The following is a 21,410-nucleotide window of genomic DNA, read 5'->3' on the forward strand; positions in this document are numbered from 1 at the left end:
CAGCATTACAGGGCCTGCAAAGTGTCGAGGAATTCCCTCGGTCGCTCCAAGCTTAATAAAACCGGACCACTTTGGGTAGGCAGATAGACGACTTTTCTGCGGTCGGTGATGTAGACGTGCGCTTTACGGCCATCGTAGAGTTTAAACAGGCCCGAGCTCAGACCGGGCATAGCCGCCCCCCACAGTTTCCATTTCGGCCGTAGCTCCTGCCGGGATTCCAGATTGACCAGTGCTGCATTGGCGCGATCGATGGTACTGATTGCCCATTGCTTATCGATGAAGCTGACCTTGATCGACAGTCCATCCTTGCCCAGTTTGGCTTGGGGATTCCTGACGCCCATGGCGGCGGCAATCAGAATTGCGGGGCCGATGCCGAGCAGCAGGCCCATTAGCCAGAGCGGCATCTCGCTGAATTCATCAGGATGGCCCCACCAGATGAAAGCGACAATCAGGATTGGAAGCAGTGTCAATACGGCAAAGAACCACTTGGCTGACGCGCCGATGGGTGAAAGGGTGAATGATTTGCGGTTATCGTTCATTGCGGTCGTCCTCGTCGATTCTTGCTGCTGGTAGGCGGTCGGCCTTGCGTAGTGCCTCGCGCAACACATACTCGATCTGCGCATTCAGCGAGCGCAGATCGTCATCGGCCCAGTGCTGGACGGCTTCCAGCACCCGGGCGTTGATGCGAAGCGGAAAGGCTTTTTTTGCGGTCATCGCAACGGAATCAGTAAATCGAACCGGTATTGACGATGGGCTGGGTGCCGCGTTCGCCGCACAGTACCACCAGCAGATTGCTGACCATGGCCGCACGGCGTTCCGGGTCAAGGTCGACGACATTGCGTTTCGACAGTTCGCTCAGGGCCATTTCGACCATGCTGACCGCGCCTTCGACGATGCGGGTGCGGGCGGCGATGATGGCGCTGGCCTGCTGGCGCTGCAGCATAGCCTGGGCGATTTCCGGGGCATAGGCCAGGTGGCTGATGCGTGCTTCGATGACGCGCACGCCGGCCTCGGCCAGACGCTCCTGGATTTCCTCGGTCAGGTGTTTGGCAATTTCGCCGGCATGGCTGCGCAGGGAAATCTTGCCCTCTTCATGCTGGTCATACGGATAAGAGGTGGCCATGGCGCGCAGTGCGGCTTCGGACTGGATGTGCACGAAGCTTTCGTAATCATCAACGTTGAATACCGCTTCTGCCGAATCGACGACATTCCAGACCACGACGGCCGCGATTTCAATCGGACTGCCCTCCAGATCGTTGACTTTCAGCTTGCCGGATTCGAAGTTGCGCGTGCGCAGCGAGATTTTCTTTTTGCTGTAAAAGGGATTGTTCCAGCGCAGGCCTTGCTCTTTCACGGTCCCCACGTACTTGCCGAACAGGCTGAGCACGGCGGCTTGATTAGGTTCCACCATGTACAGGCCGGCCAGCAGAAAGGAAAAAATGACTAAGCCCAATAAAGACATGAAGGCGATGAGCGGATCATGCGCCTGGGCTCCGATGAAGAATCCATAAGCGCAAACTGCGATGGCCAAGAGGCTGAGGATCAGGAATGTGATGCCGTGCAGTGATTTCAGAGGGTTTTCTTTCATGGTGGACCTCGTTTGTTGATATGTAAATGATATCAAAAATAAATAGACAGTCAAATACGATTAAAAGCCATATAAACAATGAGGTAAAAAGCATCAAGGCCGTCCGGCTTGCTGCGTTGCGAATCGGGAAATTCAGGGCTGCTGGAGGTCGTAGCGGATCACCGGGGTCGGAGCCTGCTCGCTGCCGACATATAGCTGCTTGCCATCCCGTGAAAACGCGATACCTTCAGCCTGAGGCAGCCAGGGCAGGGTGAGGGTGGAGACAGGTTTCAGAACCGCATTGGATTGCTTCGGCATCGGAAAGAAGTTGATTTGCTGGTAATTCAGCACCGCGATAGTGCGGTTGTCGGGACTGAGATCAGCGGCGGTGATTTGCGCCCGATAGCGGCCGTAATCGCCTTTTTTGTTCATGGTTTCAGCATCGGGCTGGGTGATGTCTTGGAGTGTGGCGACCAAAACGGGTTTGCTGCCGTCGGCAGCATCGAACGGAAGCGCGAACAGCTCGGCAGGTACACGTTTCTTGGATATTAGATAAAAGCTTCTATTTTTTGCTGAGGCGAAAAGCGATTCGGCATCCCGTGCCCCGTCGGGCCAAAGAAAGCGAATGCTCTTGATCGGAATGATCTTCCCACCGCGCTTCGCGTCAGAGGGTTCCTCGAAGATATGAATAAAGAGCTCATCGCGCACGCCACCGTTGTCACCGATATCTGCAACTGCCAGATAGTGCTTTCCGTTTTGTGAGTAATTAGCGATATCTTCCCAGTCGATGTTTCGAACGCCTTGAACAGAGAACGTGGCTAGCGTGCGGACATTGCCATCAACCGCGATGATTTCAGCGGGATTATTGCCGTCATTGATGGCCCAATATACATTGTCAGTATGGTTTGATCGGGTCAGTCCCGATAGTTCGGAAAGTTTGCCGGCATCCGGAATGCCTGCAAACGCGGGATCCGACCAGCGTGGCGCGTTGGCTTCCGAAGTGGCCTGACAGGCTGACAGAAACAGATAACCAACGGAAAAGAGTCCGAGGAACACGCTACGGGGTTTCAAAAGAACGATGCTTTTCATCACGGGTATAATGGCACAAACCGCCACCTGCAGACAATTCCCATGCACGAAGCCCCGCCCGTTTTTGGAACTCCAGAGGCAAAGAATGCCTACCGTGTCCTGCTCCTGGGTTCCGGTGAACTGGGAAAAGAAGTTGCCATCGAACTGCAGCGTTTTGGGGTGCAGGTCATCGCCGCAGACCGCTACGACAATGCGCCAGCCATGCAGGTCGCGCACGAATGCCATACCCTGAATATGCTCGATCCAGCGGCCTTGCGTGATCTCATCGCACGGGTCAGGCCGCATCTGGTGGTGCCCGAAATCGAGGCCATCCACACCCAGACCCTGGTTGATCTGGAACAAAACAACGGCCTGCAGGTGATTCCAACCGCGCGTGCAGCACGACTGACCATGGATCGCGAAGGCATACGGCGCTTGGCGGCAGAGACCCTGGGCTTGCCGACCTCGCCTTATCGATTTGTCGATGACGAGGCTGGTTATCGAGCAGCCTTGCCGGAGGTCGGCATTCCCTGTGTCATCAAGCCGCTCATGTCTTCTTCTGGGAAAGGGCAAAGCACCGTCAGAAGCGAATCCGATATCGATGCCGCTTGGCACAAGGCGCAAACGGGCGGCCGTTCCGGCATGGGCCGTTGCATTGTCGAGGGCTTCATTGATTTCGATTATGAAATCACCTTGCTCACCGTGCGTCATCGTGATGGAACTTCGTTCTGTGCTCCGGTCGGTCATTTGCAGATTGACGGCGATTACCGCGAAAGCTGGATGCCCCAGCCGATGAGTGAAACGGCGTGGGCCAAGGCACAGGATATCGCCCGAACCATTACCGATAACCTGGGCGGCTTTGGCCTATTCGGTGTCGAGCTGTTCGTCAAAGGCGATGCCGTCTGGTTCAGTGAAGTCTCGCCACGTCCGCATGACACCGGATTAGTGACCCTGGTATCGCAGGAGCTGTCCGAATTCGCCCTGCATGCCAGAGCCATTCTGGGTCTACCGATTCCCGAAATCCGCGACTACGGTCCGTCGGCCTCGGTCGCGATTCTGGCCAAAGGCACCGGCGTTCCCGAGTTCAGCGGCGTAGCCGAAGCGCTGGCTGAAACCGGAACGGCGCTTCGTCTGTTCGGTAAGCCGTATGTCGAGGGCTCCCGGCGTGTGGCCGTGGCACTGGCGCGTGATGAAACACTGGACGGCGCGCGGGAGAAGGCCCGTCGCGTCGCAGCCGCACTCAAGGTGGATCTGGTTTAACCGCCGCGCAGATCCACCCAGACCATGCGATGGTCGGTGGCATCCAGCCAGTCGTGGCCCGGCTCACCGCTTTTCGGCCAAAAAACGCCATTGCCGATGACCTTCCAGCCGACCGAGGGCAGCACATAATCTAGACGCAGATTGCCGACTCTCGGCCCAAAGTCGCCGGTGTCATGTCGCGGAGAGCCGCGGTGCTTGAGATTGGCACCTCCGGTGGCTTCTGCTGCCTGTGCAGCCCCTTCGGAACGCGGCGTCAGCATTCTCAGCACGCGCGGGTTTTCAAGCAGTTCGGTGATGACGCCTGGAATGCCGTCACCGTCGGCGGGATCGGCGTTCAAATCGCCGGCGATGACGAAACGCGCATCGTCCATCAGACCGCCGTGCAGGCCGAGATCATCGACAATCCAATCGTTGCCGCGATTCCAGACATACTCTCCCCAGAACCGGATTTCATCGGCATTGCGTTTGCCGTTGCGGTCTTCCGGGCCGTCGAACACCGGCGGCGTCGGGTGCGAGACTAGAAAGTGCAGGGTACCCATCGGTGTGGCGACCGGAATATCCCAATGCGATTTCGACGACAGTCGGAAGGCATTCCAGGCCGCTTCCGAATACCACGGCGAACCACCGGCACGCAGCGGAATCCGTGCCTGTGGCATGTCCTTCCAGAGGAAGTTCTGGAATGTCCGGACGGCTCGCTTATCGATGGGGAATTTCGACAGCACCAGCATGCCGTATTGGCCAGGATGGTTGCCGAAACCGAAGGCGTCATTGCCGCCCTCGGCTTTTCCATCGCCATTCAGATCGAAGCCGCTCGGCAGGCCGGTATTGACCGGTGCGAAATACCGATATTTGTAGGTGATGGGCTTCTGGCCGAACTGCGTCTTGCCCAGATAGCCTTTCTGGAACAGGTCGGCGGCACGGCCTTCGGCATCGTAATCGAACTCATTGAGCAGCAGCAGGTCGGGGCGTTGATGTTGGATGACGGCGGCGATTTTCCGGGTCGGGGCGTCGCCGCGCTGCAGGCGTTGGACCAGTCCGCCGGCTTGGTCGGAATACAGGGAGGCATTTAAGCTAGCTACTCGAATAATCTCCGTGGCCGCTACCGCATCTATGGAGGCGAGACATGTGGACAGGGTGAAAAGGGCGATGAAACGCATGCTGCGTCCGGTTCTGGATTTCGGCCATTGTGCCACAGGCTCTGGGTATAATCGCAGTATGCCCCCATCGAGACTGCCATGAACGCCACCGAACTGTTCGGCTTCCTCGCCGCGACCCTGACCACCATTTCTTTCATACCTCAGGTCATCCAGGTCTGGCGCAGCAAGCAGACCCAGGACATCTCTCTGGGCATGTATGCGATATTCACCGCCGGCATTTTGGCCTGGTTGGTTTACGGCATTTTGCTGGGATCCACTCCGATCATCCTGGCCAACAGTATCACCATGGTACTGGCCGGCTCAGTGCTGGCCATGAAACTCAAATACGGCTAAACGCCAAATATCAGGGAAGCAGCCATGAGTCGTGTTGAAAGCTATGTTCCGAAATCCTCGGTCAGCCGTTCCGTAGCAGGAAGCCGATTATTGATTGGGGCGCTCCAGGGCTTGGCGCTGTGCCTGATTTACCAAGCTGCTGAGAGCAAGCTCTGGGTCGCCGGAAATTCGGCCTTGTTCGCCCCCTTGCTGTTGGTCATGACCCTAGTACCCGTGCTGCTGATCTCGGCGCTGGGCCATATGCCTGCACGGACACTCTGGCGCTGGTTGGTGCCAGCCGCTGCAGTTCTGGCGCTGCTCGGGTTCTATGACATCTGGCGCGGAATCGGTGCGCCGTACTGGGATACCCAGAAATTTGCTGAGGATGCGCGCTATCCTTCCCCGCAGCTCTGGTTGCATGCCGCCGCCGGATTTTTCATCGCCCATGCCATGGTCGGTGCCGCCGTTCTTGACGGGCGCCGCATCGCCGGATACCGAAGCTATTTCGAAAGCGCAACCAAGCTGCTGATCCAGGTCGCCTTTGCTGCGGTTTTCACCGGAATCACCTGGCTGGTGCTGCTGCTCGGCGCGGCCCTGTTCGACATGATCAAACTGGCATTCCTCAAGAACGTGCTGGATGAGGCGTGGTTCGCCATTCCCGTCACCACCTTCGCGTTCGCCTATGCCTTGCACATCACCGATGTCCGGCCGGCCATCGTGCATGGCGTACGCAGCCTGGTGCTGGTCCTGTTGTCCTGGATTCTGCCGGTGTCCGTGTTGTTGATTGGCGGATTCCTGCTCGCCTTGCCGTTTACCGGATTGGAGCCGCTTTGGGCCACCAAAGCGGCCACGGTGCTTCTGTTGGCGGCATCGGCAGTGCTGGCCATTCTGATCAATGCTGCTTTCCAGGATGGGAGTGTCACTGAGGAAATCGCTTCTTTGATTCGGTTCAGCGCCCGGATTGCCGCCGCGCTGATTTTGCCTTTGGCGTTGATTGCCACCTATGCCCTGAGTCTGCGGGTCGGTCAATACGGTTGGACGGTCGACCGACTGGTTGCCGCGTTCTGTCTGGCGGTGGCCTTGTGCTGCGGAGTGGGCTATTTGTGGGCCGCTCTGCGTAGCCCGCAGTGGCTGTCACGGATTGCACCGGTCAACACATTCACAGCCTTCGTCCTGCTATTCCTATTGCTGGCTATTTTCTCGCCGCTACTCGATCCGGCCCGTATTTCTGTGAATAGCCAGATGGCGTATCTAAAAAATGGAAAAATAGACGCCGTTCGTTTCGATTATGACTACCTGCGTTTCCAGGGACAACGTTACGGCACATCTGCATTGAAAGGACTGGCCAGCGCTTCATCCGGAAAAGATGCCGCTATCATTGCCTTGAAAGCAAAGGCGGCTTTGCAGAAGGATGCCCTCTGGAACGTGAAACCAAAAAAAATTGACCGTAAATTACTGGCGCTGAATCTCAGCGTGCGCACTCCTGATAATCTTGTCCCGCAAAGTTTTCTGGCCCAAAACTGGCAGGAAACTATCAAAGACAAGGCGTGGCAGTATCCGGGCTGTCTGCATGACAGTGGCAAGTTCTGCGATGCTTTTATTCTCGATATGGATGCAGATGGCATTGCCGAGGTGCTGATTCGTGAAGCGGTTGGCCCCATTTTTGTGTTCCGTCTTCGCAAAGACAGCTGGGTGAAATATGGCAGCATCTCTGTCCCCAATGATTGCGGGCCAATCAATGACGCCTTACGGCTTGGACGGATTGCCGCTGAGCCGGCTCAGATGGCGGATGCCATCATTGCCGGCAGACGCTTTCGTCTGGTCAATGACACGCCGTTGACTTGTCCGCCGGTCGCTGCCGACAAGCGGTAACTCAACCCAGCCGCATCCCCATGCGCTTGCCGAGGACGGTCGGCGCCTGATGCGCGAACGCATCCAGCTGCACTTTTCCTTGCGGGAACAACAGAATCACGGTCGAGCCGTAGTTGAAACGCGCCATTTCCGCAAAACGTTCCAGGCGGATGTTTTGGCCGCGGAAATCGATGCGTTTTGGTGTATCGGCGTATTCCGGGATGTTTACTCCGTTCCAGACCGTTTCGACGCCGGACACCAGCATGGCGCCGACCATCACTGAACACATGGGACCGAAGTCAGTCTCGAAATGACAGACCAGACGCTCGTTGCGCGCAAACAGGCGCGGCACATCGGCCACCGTGCCCGGCGAAACGCTGAACAGACGTCCCGGAACATGCAGGGTTTCGACCAGAATTCCGGTCCAGGGCATGTGCACGCGGTGGTAATCGCGCGGCGACAGGTAGATGTTCATGAACACGCCGTTCTCGTAGGCTTTTGCCATTTCGGAATCACCCAGCAGTTCGGCGGCGGTGTAATCCTGGCCTTTGGCCTGGAAAATGCGTCCCTTTTCGATGTTGCCGCATTGACTGACCTTGCCGTCAGCCGGAAGAATCAGGGTTTCGGGGTCGGCGTCCGGGATTCGTGCCCCCGGTTTCAAGGCGCGGGTGAAAAAGGCATTGAAGCTTTCGTAACTGTCCGGATCGGCATTGGCCGCTTCCGCGAGGTTGACATCGAAGTTGGCCAGAATCGTGTGGATGAAGCGATGTTTGATCCAGGGGGTTTTCGAGTAGGCCAGCCGGCGTGCCAGATGCGAAAGCAACCGGTGCGGCAGCAGGTATTGTGCAAACGAGGCGATTTTCATGGGCGGGCCTTGGCCAGCGCAATCAAGTCCGCGCCGATGGTTTCCGGCTTGAGGGGCGGCCGAATGATGCCGGCGAACTCAGCCTTGGGATTGAGCAAGACGAGGGTGGCGGAATGATCCATGGTGTAGGAATCCCCTTGCGGGACTTTCATGTACACCAAGCCGAGTGAACGGGTGAATTCCGTCAATTGCGGTTCAGCAGCAGTGGCGGTCAGGGTGTCTTTGTGGAAATAGGCGGCGTACTCGGCGATTTTCGCGGGCATGTCGCGTTCCGGGTCGATGGAAACGAACAGCAGCTTCGGTTTGGCCGGTAGTTCTGCCGCATCCCACAGAGCTTGCGCACGGGCCATGTCGGTCAGTGCGGTCGGGCAGACATCCGGGCAATGGGTAAATCCAACGAATACCACCGTCCAGTGGCCTTTGAGCTGTTCGGCAGTGATCGGCCCTGTAGCGCTTTGCAGCTCAAACGGGGGCAGGGCGCGGGGGCTGTCAATGACTTTGACCGCGGTCAGCGCCGGTAATGGCTTGGGCGGCAATACCGGCTTGAATACGGCCACGGAGAGTGCCAAGCCAAGGCCGGCCGCTAGGGCGGCAATGAGAATCAGGAGGATTTTTCGGGTCATGCGAAGGCTCAGAAAGGCGTTTTTCAGCCTGAATTATAGCCTCTGGGGCTATAATACGGCTATCGAATTGTATCGGAATGACCATGGCCGCCGAATTATCCAGCATCATCGATTTCATCCGTTATGGGGCGAGCGCATTCGGCCGTGCCGGGCTGACTTTCGGCCACAGTTTCGATAACGCCTTGGATGAGTCCACCCAGTTGGTGTTGCACGCCCTGCATCTGCCGCACGATATCGGGCCGGCCTATGGCCAGGCCCGTTTGACTGCCGAGGAAAAGGCGGCCGTTCTGGCGCTGTTCCGCCGTCGGATCGATGAGTATATTCCGGCCTGTTACCTTACTGGTGAGGCTTGGTTTGCCGGTCTCAATTTTAAGTCCGATGCCCGTGCCTTGGTGCCCCGTTCACCGATTGCCGAGTTGATCGAGTCCGGCTTCGAGCCTTGGTTGGGTGGCCGTCCGGTGCATTCAGCGCTGGATCTGTGCACCGGATCGGGCTGCATTGCCATCGCGATGGCCCACTACAATCCCAATTGGCGGGTCGATGGCGTCGATATCTCGGATGAAGCGCTCAGTCTGGCTGCTGAGAACAAAGCCCGTCTTAATGCCGACAATTGCCATCTGATCAAGAGTGATCTGTTTTTGGGACTGTCCGGCAAAGTCTACGACCTGATCGTGACTAATCCGCCCTATGTGACCAATGACGAAACTGACGCGCTGCCCAAGGAGTATGCGCATGAACCGGATCTGGGGCTACGAGCCGGCGATGATGGTCTTGATTTCGCTCTCAAGATCCTGCGTGATGCTCCCGCGCATCTGTCCGAGCAGGGGCTGCTGATCTGCGAGGTCGGTGAAAGCGAGCATCACCTGATGCAATTGTTGCCGGAGGTGCCATTCGCCTGGGTGGAGTTCAAAATCGGCCAGATGGGCATCTTCGCGATTGACCGCAACGATATCCTCGCCCATCATGAACGCATTAGCCAGCTGGCGTCCATTCGCTAAAGGAAACCCGTGTCTGACAACTGTTTCGGAAGACTGTTTTCAGTCACGACCTTCGGCGAAAGCCATGGCCCCGCCATTGGTTGCGTCATTGACGGCTGTCCGCCCGGAATCGCCATAAGTCCCGAGGAGTTCCGAATCGATTTGGACCGTCGCGCTACCGGCAAGACCCGTCATACTTCCCAGCGTCACGAAGCGGATGACATCGAAATCCTCTCGGGCGTGTATGCCGGCCTGACTACCGGTACGCCGATCGCCTTATTGATCCGCAACACCGATGCGCGATCAAAGGACTATTCGGGCATCGCCGAACAGTTCCGTCCGGGCCATGCCGATTACACCTATCATCATAAATATGGCATCCGTGATCCACGTGGCGGAGGACGGTCATCCGCACGTGAGACCACCATGCGTGTGGCAGCCGGAGTCATCGCCAAGAAATGGCTGTTCGAAAACTACGGTATCCGGATTCATGCCGGGATCAACCAAATCGGACAGGTGCAGGCCCTTATGCCGCATGTCGTGGATTGGTCGGTGGTGGAAAGCAATCCGTTTTTCTGGCCAGTTGCAGCGCAAGTTCCTGAACTCGAGGCTCTGCTGGACGCCACCCGCAAATCCGGCGACTCTCTTGGTGCGCAGGTATTCGTGCATGCATCCAGTGTGCCGGTCGGTTGGGGACAGCCCATTTATGGCAAGCTTGATGCCGCAATAGCATCCGCAATGATGTCGATCAATGCAGTTAAAGGTGTTGAAATCGGTGCCGGATTCGCATCGGTCAGTCAGCCGGGTAGCATGCATCGCGATTTGATGAGTGCCGAGGGCTTCCTTAGCAATCAGGCAGGCGGCATTCTCGGCGGCATCAGCACCGGGCAGGATATCACCTGTCAAGTCGCCTTCAAACCGACCTCCAGTCTGCGTCTGCCCGGAAACAGTCTCGATACCGACGGCAATTCAGTCGAGGTCGTCACCACCGGCCGTCACGATCCCTGTGTCGGTTTGCGCGCACCACCGATCTGCGAAGCCATGCTGGCGCTCTGCCTGATGGATATGGCATTGCGACACCGCGCCCAATGCGGGGATGTTTCTGCCCAGACACCACGAGTGCCGGGTCGCCCCCTTTGACTCACGATACCCCGTAGAATGCAGAAATCATGAAGACATTTACCGTTGCAGTTGTTGGCGCCACCGGAGCCGTTGGTCAGGCCATGCTTGCCATCCTGCAGGAACGCCGGTTTCCGATCGCAACCCTTCATGTGCTCGCGTCTGAGCGTTCTGCCGGCGAGCAGATTGAGTATGACGGTCGGAAAATCACGGTACAGGATCTGGCCGGGTTCGATCCAGCCGGAGTCGATTTTGCACTGTTTTCTGCCGGTGGTTCGATTTCAAAAGAATATGCCCCGAAGTTCGCGGCAGCCGGTGCCATCGTGATCGACAACAGCTCCGCATTCCGGATGGATGCGGATGTGCCTTTAGTGGTTTCAGAAGTCAATCCCGAAGCCTTGAATAGTATTCCGCGGGGGATTGTGGCCAATCCGAACTGCTCCACCATGCAGATGCTGGTAGCGCTTGCGCCGATACACCGCGCGGTTGGTATCAGCCGAATCAATGTCGCCACTTACCAGTCGGTTTCGGGTGCGGGCCGTTCCGCGCTGGAAGAGCTTGGCCGGCAGACTGCAAATATCCTCAGCTTCAAGGATCCCGATCCGAAGCGGTTTCCCGTGCAGATTGCATTCAATCTGATTCCGCATATCGATGACTTTCTCGATAATGGCTACACCAAGGAAGAAATGAAACTAGTGTGGGAGACTCGAAAGATCCTGGGGGATGACCGCATCCAAGTCAATCCGACCGCGGTCCGTGTTCCGGTTTTCTACGGACACTCGGAAGCCGTGCATGTCGAAACATGTAATAAAATAACCGCCGCTGAAGCACTTAGCCTGCTTGAAAAATCACCGGGCGTGACGGTAGTCGACGACCGTGCTCCCGGAGGCTATCCGACACCGGTGACTCACGCCTCCGGCACCGATGCTGTCTATGTCGGTCGTGTCCGCGAGGATATTTCTTGCGAGAACGGCTTGAATATGTGGGTGGTTTCCGACAATATCCGTAAAGGTGCGGCACTCAATGCCGTGCAGATTGCCGAGCTGTTGGCGAATAAGCGGTGACCGTCGTCGGGTGGAAAGCATGACCCGAAGTACATTCAAGCTGATTGTACTTTTGGTAATCGGCTGGATGTCTTATGCTCCGGCTTATGCAGTTACGCTTGCTCAGGTGCAGATGCAATCCGGACTCGGTCAGCCACTGTCCGCACGTATACCGGTTTATGACGCCGATGATGCGGACTTACAGTCGCTCACTGTGCAATTGGCATCCGAAGATGATTTCCGGAGGCTTGGGATAGATCGTAATCGGTATGCTGATCTTCAGGTCCGCCTTCAAATCGATGATTCGGGCCGTCCGTTCGTGCAGTTGAGCACCGCTCGTCCTTTTCACGAACCGGTTCTGAACATCCTAATTGATGCCAGTTGGCGCAACGGGGGGCGGCAGATCAAGGAACTGACGGCTCTGGTAGACCCGCCCTTTATATCCAGGGCGGCCGTGCAGACCATCGATGCCCCCACCGTGGCGCTGATACCGGTCGTTGCAGAACCAGCGGCGGCACCTACGTTCCGGACGCCGGCTGTCCCGACTGGGTCTGAATCGAGACCGATGCCGATGGTTCAGAAACGGTCAGTGCCTGAACCGAAAGTAGCGGAAGCGAGCCCTCCAAAATCTACGCCGATTCCTGATGTTCCCGCTTCCGCCCCGCCTGCCCGTAATCTTCCGGAAGCTCGGGATGCGCATCGGAAAGTCCAGAGTGGTGAAAGTCTGTACATCATCGCCATTGCCCACAAGCAAACATTTTTTTCTTCAGTAAGTCTGAATCAGGTGATGACCGCCATCCAGCAGACCAACCCGGAGGCGTTTATCCAGGGTGATGCCAACCGTCTGAAGCGCGGCAGTACTTTGCGTCTTCCTGACGAAGTGCAGGTGATTGCAATGTTTTCGGATGACAGTGCCGGACTGCTTGCCGGGCAGCGGGCCCAGAGGTTGCAGGCCCAGCCTGTCCCTGTGCTTGGCGCGGCCAACCGTCTTAGCCGCCAATCCACGGTTTCGGCAGCCAGTGGTTCGAGCAAGGCTATCCCACTTGATCAAGGGCGACTCAAAATAATGCCTACGGTAGGTACCATGAATAATGCAGGCAGTCAGTCTGGCGCCAGTAAATCCGGCCAAGGCGCGGAACTCCGTGCTGAAAACGCTCTTACTCAGGAAGAAATAGTCGCCAGACAGGCTGAAATCGCCAATCTCCGGAACCAGCTCGATGAAGCCGCCAGGTTACAGACAGAGAGCAAACGCCTTATCGAGCTTCAAAGCTCCCAGATCAAACAACTGACGGAGCGCATGCAGCAATTAGAAAAAGGAGAACAGCCGGAAAAAACTGCGGCGGCGGCTGTTCCGACCGCGGTTACGGTCTCTGATCCTTGGTATTACAGTCCTTATGCGGCATTCGCCGCGCTATTGCTGATTGCAGGCTTTCTTGGTGTTCTGCTTAAACGTCGCCGATGACAATCAGGTCTGATTAATCAGACGGATTCCCTGAATCACCATCAAAGCGATGACGGCCACGAGCAGTACCATACGCGCTCTATTGAGTCGGTCTGCTGGTGCTGGGATTGATTTTTTCTGGTGCCGGTAGCTTTCTGGGATATAGGATTGCGGGCTGGCGTCCAGTAGCCCGTTCTCCAAGAGTATTTCGCGCGCGCGCCGGTAGTCGTCGGCACGCAACACCCAGAGCTGGGGCTGGGGCTCGTTCAAAGCCGCTTGACGCTCGTTATAGCTGAACCCGCGCCGGGAGTAGGTCTTGTAGCTGCGACCGCCTACGATTTTCGTGGCGATATCCGCGTTTTCAAACAGGGTGCGGACATGCTCGACATTCTCGAGTCGGGCCGAGCTGAACATCATCCTCATGCCGACTTCTCCATATCCTCATGAGTCACTCGGATCAGACCTTCCTGTGCAACTGAGGCGACAAGAATGCCGTCACGGGTGTAGATGCTGCCGCGTGCTAGTCCACGAGCGCCACTGGCGGACGGGCTGTCGAGTGAATACAACAGCCAGTCGTCGATGCGGAACGGCCGATGGAACCAAAGAGCATGATCCAGCGAGGCCATCTGCACATTGTGTTGGTAATAGCTTATCCCGCTAGGAAAGGTGCTGGTGCCGAGCAGATAGAAGTCGGAAGCATAAGCCAGCATTGCGCGGTGCATATCAGCATCGTCACCGATATTATCCATTAGCCGGAACCAGACTTGCTGATAGGGCGGCCGTTTGCTTGGTTTGAGTTCGTCACGGGGATATACCGGCCGCATTTCGAAGGGCCCCATTCGCGACAACCAACGTTGCATCTTTGCAGAAAGTCCGGCCAGTACTTCAGGGCTGGGTGACGTCTGCGTCGGCACATCTTCTGGCTGCGGTACTTCTGGAATGTGGAACTGATGTTCGACGCCAGACTCCTGCTTCTGGAATGATGCCGCAAAAACCAGAATCGGCTTGCCATGCTGTATCGCGGTTACCCGGCGCACGGAAAAACTATGGCCATCGCGCGAACGGTCGACATCGAACACGATGGGTGCATCGATATCGCCGGCACGCAGGAAATAGGCATGCAGAGAATGCACGGTGCGCGCATCGTCCACCGTCTGCTGGGCAGCACTGAGCGATTGTCCGAGCACCTGGCCGCCGAACACGTATTTGGTTCCGATATCCCGACTCTGGCCACGGAACAGGTTTTCTTCCAGACGTTCCAGGGTCAGCAGATCAATCAGTTCATTGACAACGGGTGCACTCATGCCATGGCTTCCGGTAGCAGGCGAGTTAAGCCGGTTTCGGACAGAATCCGGGGCCAGGGAAAATGTGGGCCCGGATCGCATTTGCGGCGAACCCGGCAACTGGGGTTATTGCTGGCATCGACCTCTGCTGTGTCAAGGTCTTCATGGCCGGCGATAAGCTGAAGATTGGGTAGAAATGTTTTTAACTGCAGAAGCAGTGCGGAAGCTGCTTGGACTTGCATGTCCGTATAGGGCTCGTTCATGTTCTGGTGTTCGCTGTGGTACCAGTCCGGATATCGGCCGGTATTGACCAGCTCGATGCCAATAGCGCGTAGATTGTAGCCACGGGTGTGATGCGCAACGAAATTCGGGCCAACATAGCAATGTACGCTACCATCGCGATCGATATAGTAGTGCCCGCTGTTGCCGGTACCAGCGGGATAAAGAACGCGCTCGCCGTATTCGCGGGCCATGGCCAGATCAGGCAGTTCGGTGCAATGCATCACTACTAGGTCGATCTGGGCGATTTCGCGGACATCCAGCTTCGCCTCATAGGGCAGTCGGTCGTGTCGTATTGGCCATGCGGGGCTTAAATCATTCATAATGGCGACATAATACCATCGACGGCCCGTCGCTTTCAGCATCCGGGCTTTACCGGGAACAGCTGCATGAGCGGACACGTCATCATTTCGCACGGACTCAACAGCGGGCCCGATGCCACTAAGGCCACGGCATTAGCACAGGCCTGCGACCTGCTGGGTTGGAGCTGCGAGCGCCCCGATTACCGTGAGTTTGACGCCATCATGCCGCCCCTAGGGGATGTGCAGGCCCGGATTGAACGTCTACACTCCTTGGCCGCTGGGGTGACCGGCCCGGTCGTTCTGGCCGGGTCCAGCATGGGAGCTTTCATCTCCGCCCAGGTTTCCCTGCGATTGCCAGTCCGTGGCCTGTTCCTGATGGCGCCGCCGATCAGCCTGGAGGGTTATGAAATGGGTCTGCAGACTTCCGCCGTGCCGCTTTCGATTGTGCATGGTTGGCACGATGAACTGATAGCCGCCGATGATGTCGCCCAATGGGCTAAGCACCATCAGGCCCGCATCTGTCTGGTCAATGACGATCACCGGCTTGGTGCACATATCGATTTCTGTGCCCAGCAATTCGCCCTGTTCCTTGGCAGCCTGTCGTGAAGTTCTTTCTATCCTGTGCCAAAGGCCTGGAGTATCTCCTGGTCGACGAGGCCGCCGCCATGGGCGTCAAAGCGACCGCCACCATGGCCGGGATCAATGCCGAAGGCAGTCTGAACGATGCGCTTGGACTGGCCATGCATTCACGTCTGGCCTCCCGGGTGCTCTGGCCGATCGCGCATTTCGATTGCCAGAACGAACAGGATCTGTATCAGGGCATGCATGCCATCGATTGGGCCAAACATATTGGTCCGGGCGCGACCTTCGCCATCGATGCCCGCATTTCCAGCCAGACCCTGACCCATGAGCGTTACGCGGCGCAGCGCAGCAAGGATGCCATCGTCGATCGGCTTCGTGCCCAGACCGGCACGCGTCCCGATGTCGATGTTGAGCATCCCGATGTGCGAATCAATGTGCATGTGCGTAAGGGCAAGGCTGATATCGCCGTTGACTTGGGCGGCGGTTCCCTGCATAAACGCGGTTGGCGTCAGGAGCAGGGCGAGGCGCCGATCAAGGAAAACCTTGCCGCGGCCATGCTCTACCGCGGCAAATGGCTGCAGGTTTACCGGGAAGGCGGCGGTCTGCTGGATCCGATGTGCGGCAGCGGTACGCTGCTGATTGAAGCGGCCTTGATGGCTGCCGATGAAGCACCCGGACTGCATCGGTACGGCGACAATCTGCCGACGCAGTGGCTTGGTTTTGACGTCGAGGCATGGCAGGCCCTGCTCGCCGAGGCACGCCGGCGTGCCGAGGCCGGACGCGCCGCCTTGAAACCGGTGTTCACCGGATACGACACGCAGGCCGATGTGCTGCGCAAGGCCGTGGCCAATTGCGACCGATCCGGCCTGGCTGAGCTGATCCGCTTTGAACGCCAATCGGTTTCGCAATTGAAAGCCCCGGTCCAGTCTTCAGGTCTGGTGGTCTGCAATATGCCATACAACCAGCGCCTACAGGCCGATACGGCCCTGTACCGCGAAACTGGTGATGTATTGAGAGCCTGTGTTCCGCAATGGCGTGCCGTGCTGCTGTGCGGTAACGACGAGCTGGCCTATGCTACCGGCCTGCATGCCAAGAAGAAATACGAATTCTATAACGGCGCACTGCCGTGCATCTTGCTGCTCTGCGATCCGGTATTCACGCCGCGGCCGGAACGTGACAGCACCAAGCCGCTTAGTGAAGGCGCCTTGATGGTGGCCAACCGCCTGCAGAAGAATCTAAAAAAATTCGGGAAGTGGGCGAAACAGGGCAGCATCAGCTGTTACCGCATGTACGATGCCGACTTGCCTGAGTACGCCGCTGCCATCGATCTCTATCCCGAGGATGACGGTGAACACCGCCTTTTTCTGCATATTCAGGAGTACGAGGCGCCTGCCGAAATTCCGGAAGAAACCACCCGTCGCCGCTTCGGCGAACTGCTGCAGGCGGTAGAAACCGTATTTGCATTGCCGCGCGCACAGGTCTCGGTGAAGACACGCCGGCGCGGCAAGGGTGGCAGCAAATATGGCCGCATGGACGATACCCACGACTTCATCCAGGTCAAGGAAGGAGCGTCGAAACTGTGGGTGAATCTGTTCGACTACCTGGATACCGGCCTGTTCCTCGATCATCGCCCGTTACGGCTGCGCTTGGCTGCTGAAGCGCGCGGTAAGCGCTTCCTGAACCTGTTCTGCTATACCGCCAGCGCCAGCGTGCAGGCGATTGCAGGCGGCGCCTCGGCTTCAACGTCGGTGGATCTATCTGCGACTTATCTGGACTGGGCTGAGGCCAATTTTGAATTGAACGATATCCAAGGTGGCAGTCATCAACTGGTCAAGGCCGATGTAGTGGAATGGCTCGATAATTGCCGGCAGAAGTTCGATCTGGTGTTCTGTGACCCTCCGACATTCTCGAATTCAGCCAGCGCTGCGGATTTCGACGTCCAAAAAGACCATGTCGCATTGCTTGAAAAAATCATGGCGATAGTCACCGATGATGGCGTCTGCTATTTCTCGAACAATTTCCGTAAGTTTAAAATGGATGTCGCTGCGGTGTCGGCCTTCGCTAGGGTCGAGGACATTTCAGCCCAGACCATTGATCAAGATTTCGAGCGTAACCCCAAAATCCACCGGTGCTGGAAACTGACAAAGAGCTAGATTCGCTAGATTGGTGTTGCTGATGAGTAAGTCGAGCATCACCGCCAGCACTGCCGCGACTGGGTCACGCGCCTGCTCCAAACTGTTTCAGCAGTGCGCGCATGAACAGCGCGCGCTGGGCGCCATCTTCGGTTTTATTGGTTATTTTAAGGCGATCGGACCCCTGCATGGCGTATGTCCGCGGATTGCGCTGGATCAGCTGAATCACAGACATCGGGTCGATGGCAGGTTTAGCTGTGAATGCCATGTGGCCGCCACCATCGTGCAGGTCGATGTGATGGATGCCAAGCTGTTCCGCCATCAAGCGTAGTTCGGCGCAGGCGAAAAGGTGCTCCGCAGCCGGGGCCAGCAGGCCGAACCGGTCAATAATTTCGATCTGGAGTTCCTGTAGATCGGTCGGCGATTTGGCGGATGCGATTCGCTTATAAAGCATCAAGCGCATATGTACGTCATCGATCATGCTTTCCGGAAGCAGCGCGGGGCTATGCAGGTTGATCTGGGCGCTGGCCGGTGCTGTCGCCATCACATCGGGAATCTTTCCGTCCTTGATTGAAGCCACGGCGCGTTCCAGATACTGGGCATAAAGCGCGAATCCGATTTCGGTGATCTGGCCGGATTGACCTTCACCGAGTAGTTCGCCGGCGCCACGGATTTCCAAATCATGGGTGGATAGGGTGAAGCCGGCGCCCAGTTCTTCCAGCGAGGTGAGAGCGTCCAGGCGCTTTCGGGCATCGGCGGTGATGCGTTTGAGATCCGGTACGATTAGGTAGGCGTAGGCACGATGATGGGATCGCCCAACACGGCCGCGCAACTGATGCAGCTGGGCGAGTCCGAAACGGTCGGCGTGGTTGATGATGATGGTATTGGCGCTGGGAATGTCGATTCCGGACTCGATTATGGTGGTGGACACCAGTACATTGAACCGCTGTTTATGGAAATCCAGCATGACCTTTTCCAATTGCCGTTCCGGCATCTGGCCATGGGCGATACGGATTCGTGCGTCCGGCAACATTGCTTCGAGATCACGCGCGGTTTTTTCGATGGTGTCGATATCGTTATGCAGGAAATAGACCTGGCCGCCGCGGGCCAGCTCACGATGGAAGGCCTCCAGCAAGGTATTTCGGTCCCAGGGGCAGATGAAAGTCTTGACCGCGACGCGGTGTGCGGGTGGGGTTCCGATGATGGAAAGCTGACGCAGACCGCTCATCGCCATGTTTAGCGTGCGCGGTATCGGGGTTGCGGTCAAGGTCAGCAGATGGACGTCCGCTTTCAGCGCTTTCAGGGCTTCCTTGTGGCGCACACCGAAGCGCTGCTCCTCATCAACGATGACGAGGCCAAGACGCTCGAAGCTCACATCCTTCTGCAGTAGCCGGTGCGTTCCGATAATGATATCGATTTTGCCGATGGCGAGAAGATCCAGCGCCTGCTTGATTTCCTTCGTGCTTTTGAAACGGGATAGGACCTCGGTCCGGATCGGCCAGTCGGCAAAGCGGTCACTGAAATTCCGAAAATGCTGCTCTGCCAGCAGGGTGGTCGGCACCAGAACTGCCACTTGTTTTCCAGCCATGGCGGCGACAAAAGCAGCACGCAGTGCCACCTCAGTCTTGCCGAACCCGACATCACCGCAGACCACCCGGTCCATCGGATGCGCCTGCGCTAGGTCTGAAAGTACGGCATCGATGGCCTGCTCCTGGTCCGGTGTTTCCTCGAAAGGGAATCCGGCGGCAAAGCGCTCATAAAGAGCACGTTCGGTATCCAGGGCAAATCCCTCTTGGACCATGCGCTTGGCCTGGATCTCCAGCAATTCGGCCGCAACGTCATGCACTTTTTCTGCAGCTCTGCGCTTGGCCTTGTCCCAGGATTCCCCCCCTAGGCTATGCAGCGGAGCATATTCAGTGCTGGTTCCTGAATATCGCGATACCAGATGCAGTTGTGCGACCGGAACGTAGAGTTTGTCACCTTTGGCATATTCAATGCTGAGGAATTCACCGGGCATACCGCCGGTTTCAAGGCTGACCAAACCCTTATAACGCCCGACACCGTGATCTTCATGCACGATCGGTGCACCGACGCTTATTTCGTTGAGATCACGGAGAATGGCTTCGGGATCTTTCTGCTGACTTTTTCGGCGCCGGCTCTGGCTGACACGTTCGGGAAACAGTTGGCGCTCGGTAAGTACCGTCATTGGCGGGGAAATTAGGCTGAATCCGTCCGATAGATCCGCGCTGGTCAGCATGAGCTGATGGGGCTTAGCGGCTTGGAAGGCTTCCTGCCAATCCGCCGTAATCATCGCGTCAATGCCAGCATCCTTGAAAAGTGTTTTCAGGGACTCCCGACGGCCGGCGCTGTCGGCGGCCAGAATCACCTTCCCGGGATAGGCTGCGAGGAAGTCCATCAGGGATTTTCCGGGTTTTCCAGATGAATCGAGCCATGGGCTGCTGAATGGTGGTATCAGTGTCAGGGTTGCCGCCGCCGAATGTCCAGGTTCCTCTGCATTTAGAAGTTGGTAACGATGATGCTGGTTGAAGCGGGCGCGCAGGGCCTCAGGCGTAAAATACAGTTCTGCCGGTGCTAAGACTGGGCGCTCGATGTCATGACGCCGTTGATCATAGCGTTCTGTGGTCTGCCGCCAGAACTGCTCGGATGCATTCAAGGTGTCCGGTGCAAGCATTAGATCGAAATCCGCGGGAAAGTAATCAATCAGACTTGCAGTTTCCGAAAAAAACAGCGGAAGGTAGTATTCGATTCCGGTCGGCGCCACGCCTTCTTTCAGGTCGGCATACAGACTGCAGTTCCGCGGATTGATATCAAACCGTTCCAGCAACTGTTCGCGTACATGCTTGCAGGTTTGGGCGTCAAGCGGAAACTCCCGGGCCGGGAGCAGCTTGATACTTTTTCGGGGTTCTCCCGAGCGCTGGGATTCCGGATCGAACAGACGCAGTGATTCGATTTCGTCATCCAGAAGTTCAATGCGTATCGGGAAGGTCGATCCGGCAGGAAAGAGGTCCAGGATGGAACCACGTATCGAGAAATCACCGGCATCCATCACCTGCGGAACATGACGGTATCCAAATTTCTGGAGGCGATTGCGTTCGGACTGCAGGTCGAACTTCATGCCAGCGGACAAGTCGAGTACCTGTGCAGCAATCCAGTCCACGGGCGTGATGCGCTGCATCAGACTGGTTACCGGAACTACCAGAATACCGCGTGTACTTTGGGGTAGTCGGTATAAGCAGTCGATGCGCTGGGATACCAGGTCTGGGTGGGGACTGAACTGGTCGTAGCTCAAGGTTTCCCAGTCTGGAAAGTGCAGAATCGGCAATTCAGTGCGCAGGGCGCAGAGGTCCTGCTCTAATTGCTGCGCATGATAGCTATCTGAAACTACCACCACCTGCAGGCATTGATTCGTCATGGCCTGGTTGCGGATGGCATACGCGAGAGCCGCTCCGTTGGGCGGCGCCTTGACCATAGTCAGAAGCTGATTGGGTGCCGGCAAAGGCAGCAAGGCAGTACTCATTATCCTATTTT

Annotated in this window: 19 protein-coding genes and 1 pseudogene; 9 read left to right on the top strand and 11 right to left on the bottom strand. The window is 57.0% G+C overall.

Features of this window, described 5'->3' with window-relative positions:
- Nucleotides 1-5 precede the first annotated feature (5 nt).
- The 4 genes and pseudogenes from ACIQ0Q_RS04330 to ACIQ0Q_RS04345 all read right to left on the bottom strand — a co-directional run bounded on the left by ACIQ0Q_RS04330 (nucleotide 6) and on the right by ACIQ0Q_RS04345 (nucleotide 2,656).
- Entirely contained in the window at nucleotides 6-539 is a 534-nt protein-coding gene (locus ACIQ0Q_RS04330) for a PH domain-containing protein (RefSeq protein WP_395771726.1), read from the bottom strand.
- Complete coding sequence (locus tag ACIQ0Q_RS04335) at nucleotides 529-714, bottom strand: Arc family DNA binding domain-containing protein (RefSeq protein WP_395771727.1); 186 nt, start codon at nucleotides 712-714, stop codon at nucleotides 529-531. The genes ACIQ0Q_RS04330 and ACIQ0Q_RS04335 overlap by 11 nt, the downstream gene beginning before the upstream one ends.
- Before the next feature lie 10 nt (nucleotides 715-724).
- Nucleotides 725-1,432, bottom strand: a pseudogene (locus ACIQ0Q_RS04340) (SPFH domain-containing protein); the annotation flags it as partial.
- A 288-nt stretch (nucleotides 1,433-1,720) separates the two neighbouring features.
- Nucleotides 1,721-2,656 (bottom strand): hypothetical protein, encoded by a 936-nt coding sequence (locus ACIQ0Q_RS04345; RefSeq protein WP_395771728.1) that lies wholly within the window; start codon nucleotides 2,654-2,656, stop codon nucleotides 1,721-1,723.
- Nucleotides 2,657-2,698: 42 nt separating this feature from the next.
- Here ACIQ0Q_RS04345 and purT point away from each other — a divergent pair, with 42 nt between their 5' ends.
- Nucleotides 2,699-3,895: a formate-dependent phosphoribosylglycinamide formyltransferase gene (gene purT, locus ACIQ0Q_RS04350; protein WP_395771729.1), complete on the top strand. Its 1,197-nt coding sequence runs from the start codon at nucleotides 2,699-2,701 to the stop codon at nucleotides 3,893-3,895.
- Here the strand turns inward: purT and ACIQ0Q_RS04355 are convergent.
- Nucleotides 3,892-5,052: an endonuclease/exonuclease/phosphatase family protein gene (locus tag ACIQ0Q_RS04355; protein WP_395771730.1), complete on the bottom strand. Its 1,161-nt coding sequence runs from the start codon at nucleotides 5,050-5,052 to the stop codon at nucleotides 3,892-3,894. The two genes, purT and ACIQ0Q_RS04355, sit on opposite strands and share 4 nt — an antisense overlap.
- A gap of 78 nt (nucleotides 5,053-5,130) precedes the next feature.
- Between ACIQ0Q_RS04355 and ACIQ0Q_RS04360 the strand changes: the two genes are divergently transcribed.
- On the top strand, nucleotides 5,131-5,385 hold the full coding sequence (locus ACIQ0Q_RS04360; RefSeq protein WP_395771731.1) for a SemiSWEET transporter: 255 nt from the start codon (nucleotides 5,131-5,133) through the stop codon (nucleotides 5,383-5,385).
- A gap of 24 nt (nucleotides 5,386-5,409) precedes the next feature.
- Entirely contained in the window at nucleotides 5,410-7,236 is a 1,827-nt protein-coding gene (locus ACIQ0Q_RS04365; RefSeq protein ID WP_395771732.1) for a DUF4153 domain-containing protein, read from the top strand.
- A gap of 1 nt (nucleotide 7,237) precedes the next feature.
- On the opposite strand, the gene asd is transcribed toward ACIQ0Q_RS04365, so the two are convergent.
- A complete protein-coding gene (asd, locus tag ACIQ0Q_RS04370) occupies nucleotides 7,238-8,080 on the bottom strand; it encodes an archaetidylserine decarboxylase (protein ID WP_395771733.1) in 843 nt (280 codons plus the stop codon).
- A complete protein-coding gene (locus ACIQ0Q_RS04375) occupies nucleotides 8,077-8,703 on the bottom strand; it encodes an SCO family protein (protein WP_395771734.1) in 627 nt (208 codons plus the stop codon). Before ACIQ0Q_RS04375 ends, asd begins: the two co-directional genes overlap by 4 nt.
- 77 nt (nucleotides 8,704-8,780) lie before the next feature.
- Between ACIQ0Q_RS04375 and prmB the strand changes: the two genes are divergently transcribed.
- The 4 genes from prmB to ACIQ0Q_RS04395 are packed head-to-tail and all read left to right on the top strand — an operon-like array spanning nucleotide 8,781 to nucleotide 13,304.
- Complete coding sequence (gene prmB / locus ACIQ0Q_RS04380) at nucleotides 8,781-9,701, top strand: 50S ribosomal protein L3 N(5)-glutamine methyltransferase (protein WP_395771735.1); 921 nt, start codon at nucleotides 8,781-8,783, stop codon at nucleotides 9,699-9,701.
- Nucleotides 9,702-9,710: 9 nt separating this feature from the next.
- Nucleotides 9,711-10,820, top strand: a complete 1,110-nt coding sequence (aroC, locus tag ACIQ0Q_RS04385) for a chorismate synthase (protein ID WP_395771736.1) — start codon at nucleotides 9,711-9,713, stop codon at nucleotides 10,818-10,820.
- A gap of 29 nt (nucleotides 10,821-10,849) precedes the next feature.
- Nucleotides 10,850-11,863 carry an aspartate-semialdehyde dehydrogenase gene (locus ACIQ0Q_RS04390; protein ID WP_395771737.1) on the top strand — a complete coding sequence of 338 codons (1,014 nt, stop codon included), beginning with the start codon at nucleotides 10,850-10,852 and terminating at the stop codon, nucleotides 11,861-11,863.
- A 19-nt stretch (nucleotides 11,864-11,882) separates the two neighbouring features.
- On the top strand, nucleotides 11,883-13,304 hold the full coding sequence (locus ACIQ0Q_RS04395; RefSeq protein ID WP_395771738.1) for a FimV/HubP family polar landmark protein: 1,422 nt from the start codon (nucleotides 11,883-11,885) through the stop codon (nucleotides 13,302-13,304).
- 3 nt (nucleotides 13,305-13,307) lie between these two features.
- Here the strand turns inward: ACIQ0Q_RS04395 and ACIQ0Q_RS04400 are convergent, their stop codons facing one another.
- The 3 genes from ACIQ0Q_RS04400 to ACIQ0Q_RS04410 are packed head-to-tail and all read right to left on the bottom strand — an operon-like array spanning nucleotide 13,308 to nucleotide 15,171.
- Nucleotides 13,308-13,706, bottom strand: coding sequence for a hypothetical protein (locus ACIQ0Q_RS04400; RefSeq protein WP_395771739.1), 399 nt, complete (start codon nucleotides 13,704-13,706; stop codon nucleotides 13,308-13,310).
- Nucleotides 13,703-14,587 (bottom strand): acyl-CoA thioesterase II, encoded by an 885-nt coding sequence (gene tesB / locus ACIQ0Q_RS04405; protein WP_395771740.1) that lies wholly within the window; start codon nucleotides 14,585-14,587, stop codon nucleotides 13,703-13,705. The genes ACIQ0Q_RS04400 and tesB overlap by 4 nt, the downstream gene beginning before the upstream one ends.
- A complete protein-coding gene (locus ACIQ0Q_RS04410; RefSeq protein WP_395771757.1) occupies nucleotides 14,584-15,171 on the bottom strand; it encodes an N-acetylmuramoyl-L-alanine amidase in 588 nt (195 codons plus the stop codon). Before ACIQ0Q_RS04410 ends, tesB begins: the two co-directional genes overlap by 4 nt.
- Nucleotides 15,172-15,234: 63 nt before the next feature.
- On the opposite strand from ACIQ0Q_RS04410, the gene ACIQ0Q_RS04415 reads away from it, so the two are divergent.
- Both ACIQ0Q_RS04415 and rlmKL read left to right on the top strand, forming a co-directional pair.
- Nucleotides 15,235-15,753, top strand: a complete 519-nt coding sequence (locus tag ACIQ0Q_RS04415) for an alpha/beta fold hydrolase (RefSeq protein ID WP_395771741.1) — start codon at nucleotides 15,235-15,237, stop codon at nucleotides 15,751-15,753.
- A complete protein-coding gene (gene rlmKL / locus ACIQ0Q_RS04420; protein ID WP_395771742.1) occupies nucleotides 15,750-17,882 on the top strand; it encodes a bifunctional 23S rRNA (guanine(2069)-N(7))-methyltransferase RlmK/23S rRNA (guanine(2445)-N(2))-methyltransferase RlmL in 2,133 nt (710 codons plus the stop codon). The genes ACIQ0Q_RS04415 and rlmKL overlap by 4 nt, the downstream gene beginning before the upstream one ends.
- Nucleotides 17,883-17,946: 64 nt before the next feature.
- On the opposite strand, the gene mfd is transcribed toward rlmKL, so the two are convergent.
- Nucleotides 17,947-21,399 carry a transcription-repair coupling factor gene (mfd, locus tag ACIQ0Q_RS04425; protein ID WP_395771743.1) on the bottom strand — a complete coding sequence of 1,151 codons (3,453 nt, stop codon included), beginning with the start codon at nucleotides 21,397-21,399 and terminating at the stop codon, nucleotides 17,947-17,949.
- Nucleotides 21,400-21,410 lie beyond the last annotated feature (11 nt).

It is taken from the genome of Arenimonas sp. (assembly GCF_044348765.1).
Lineage (GTDB): Bacteria > Pseudomonadota > Gammaproteobacteria > Xanthomonadales > Xanthomonadaceae > Arenimonas.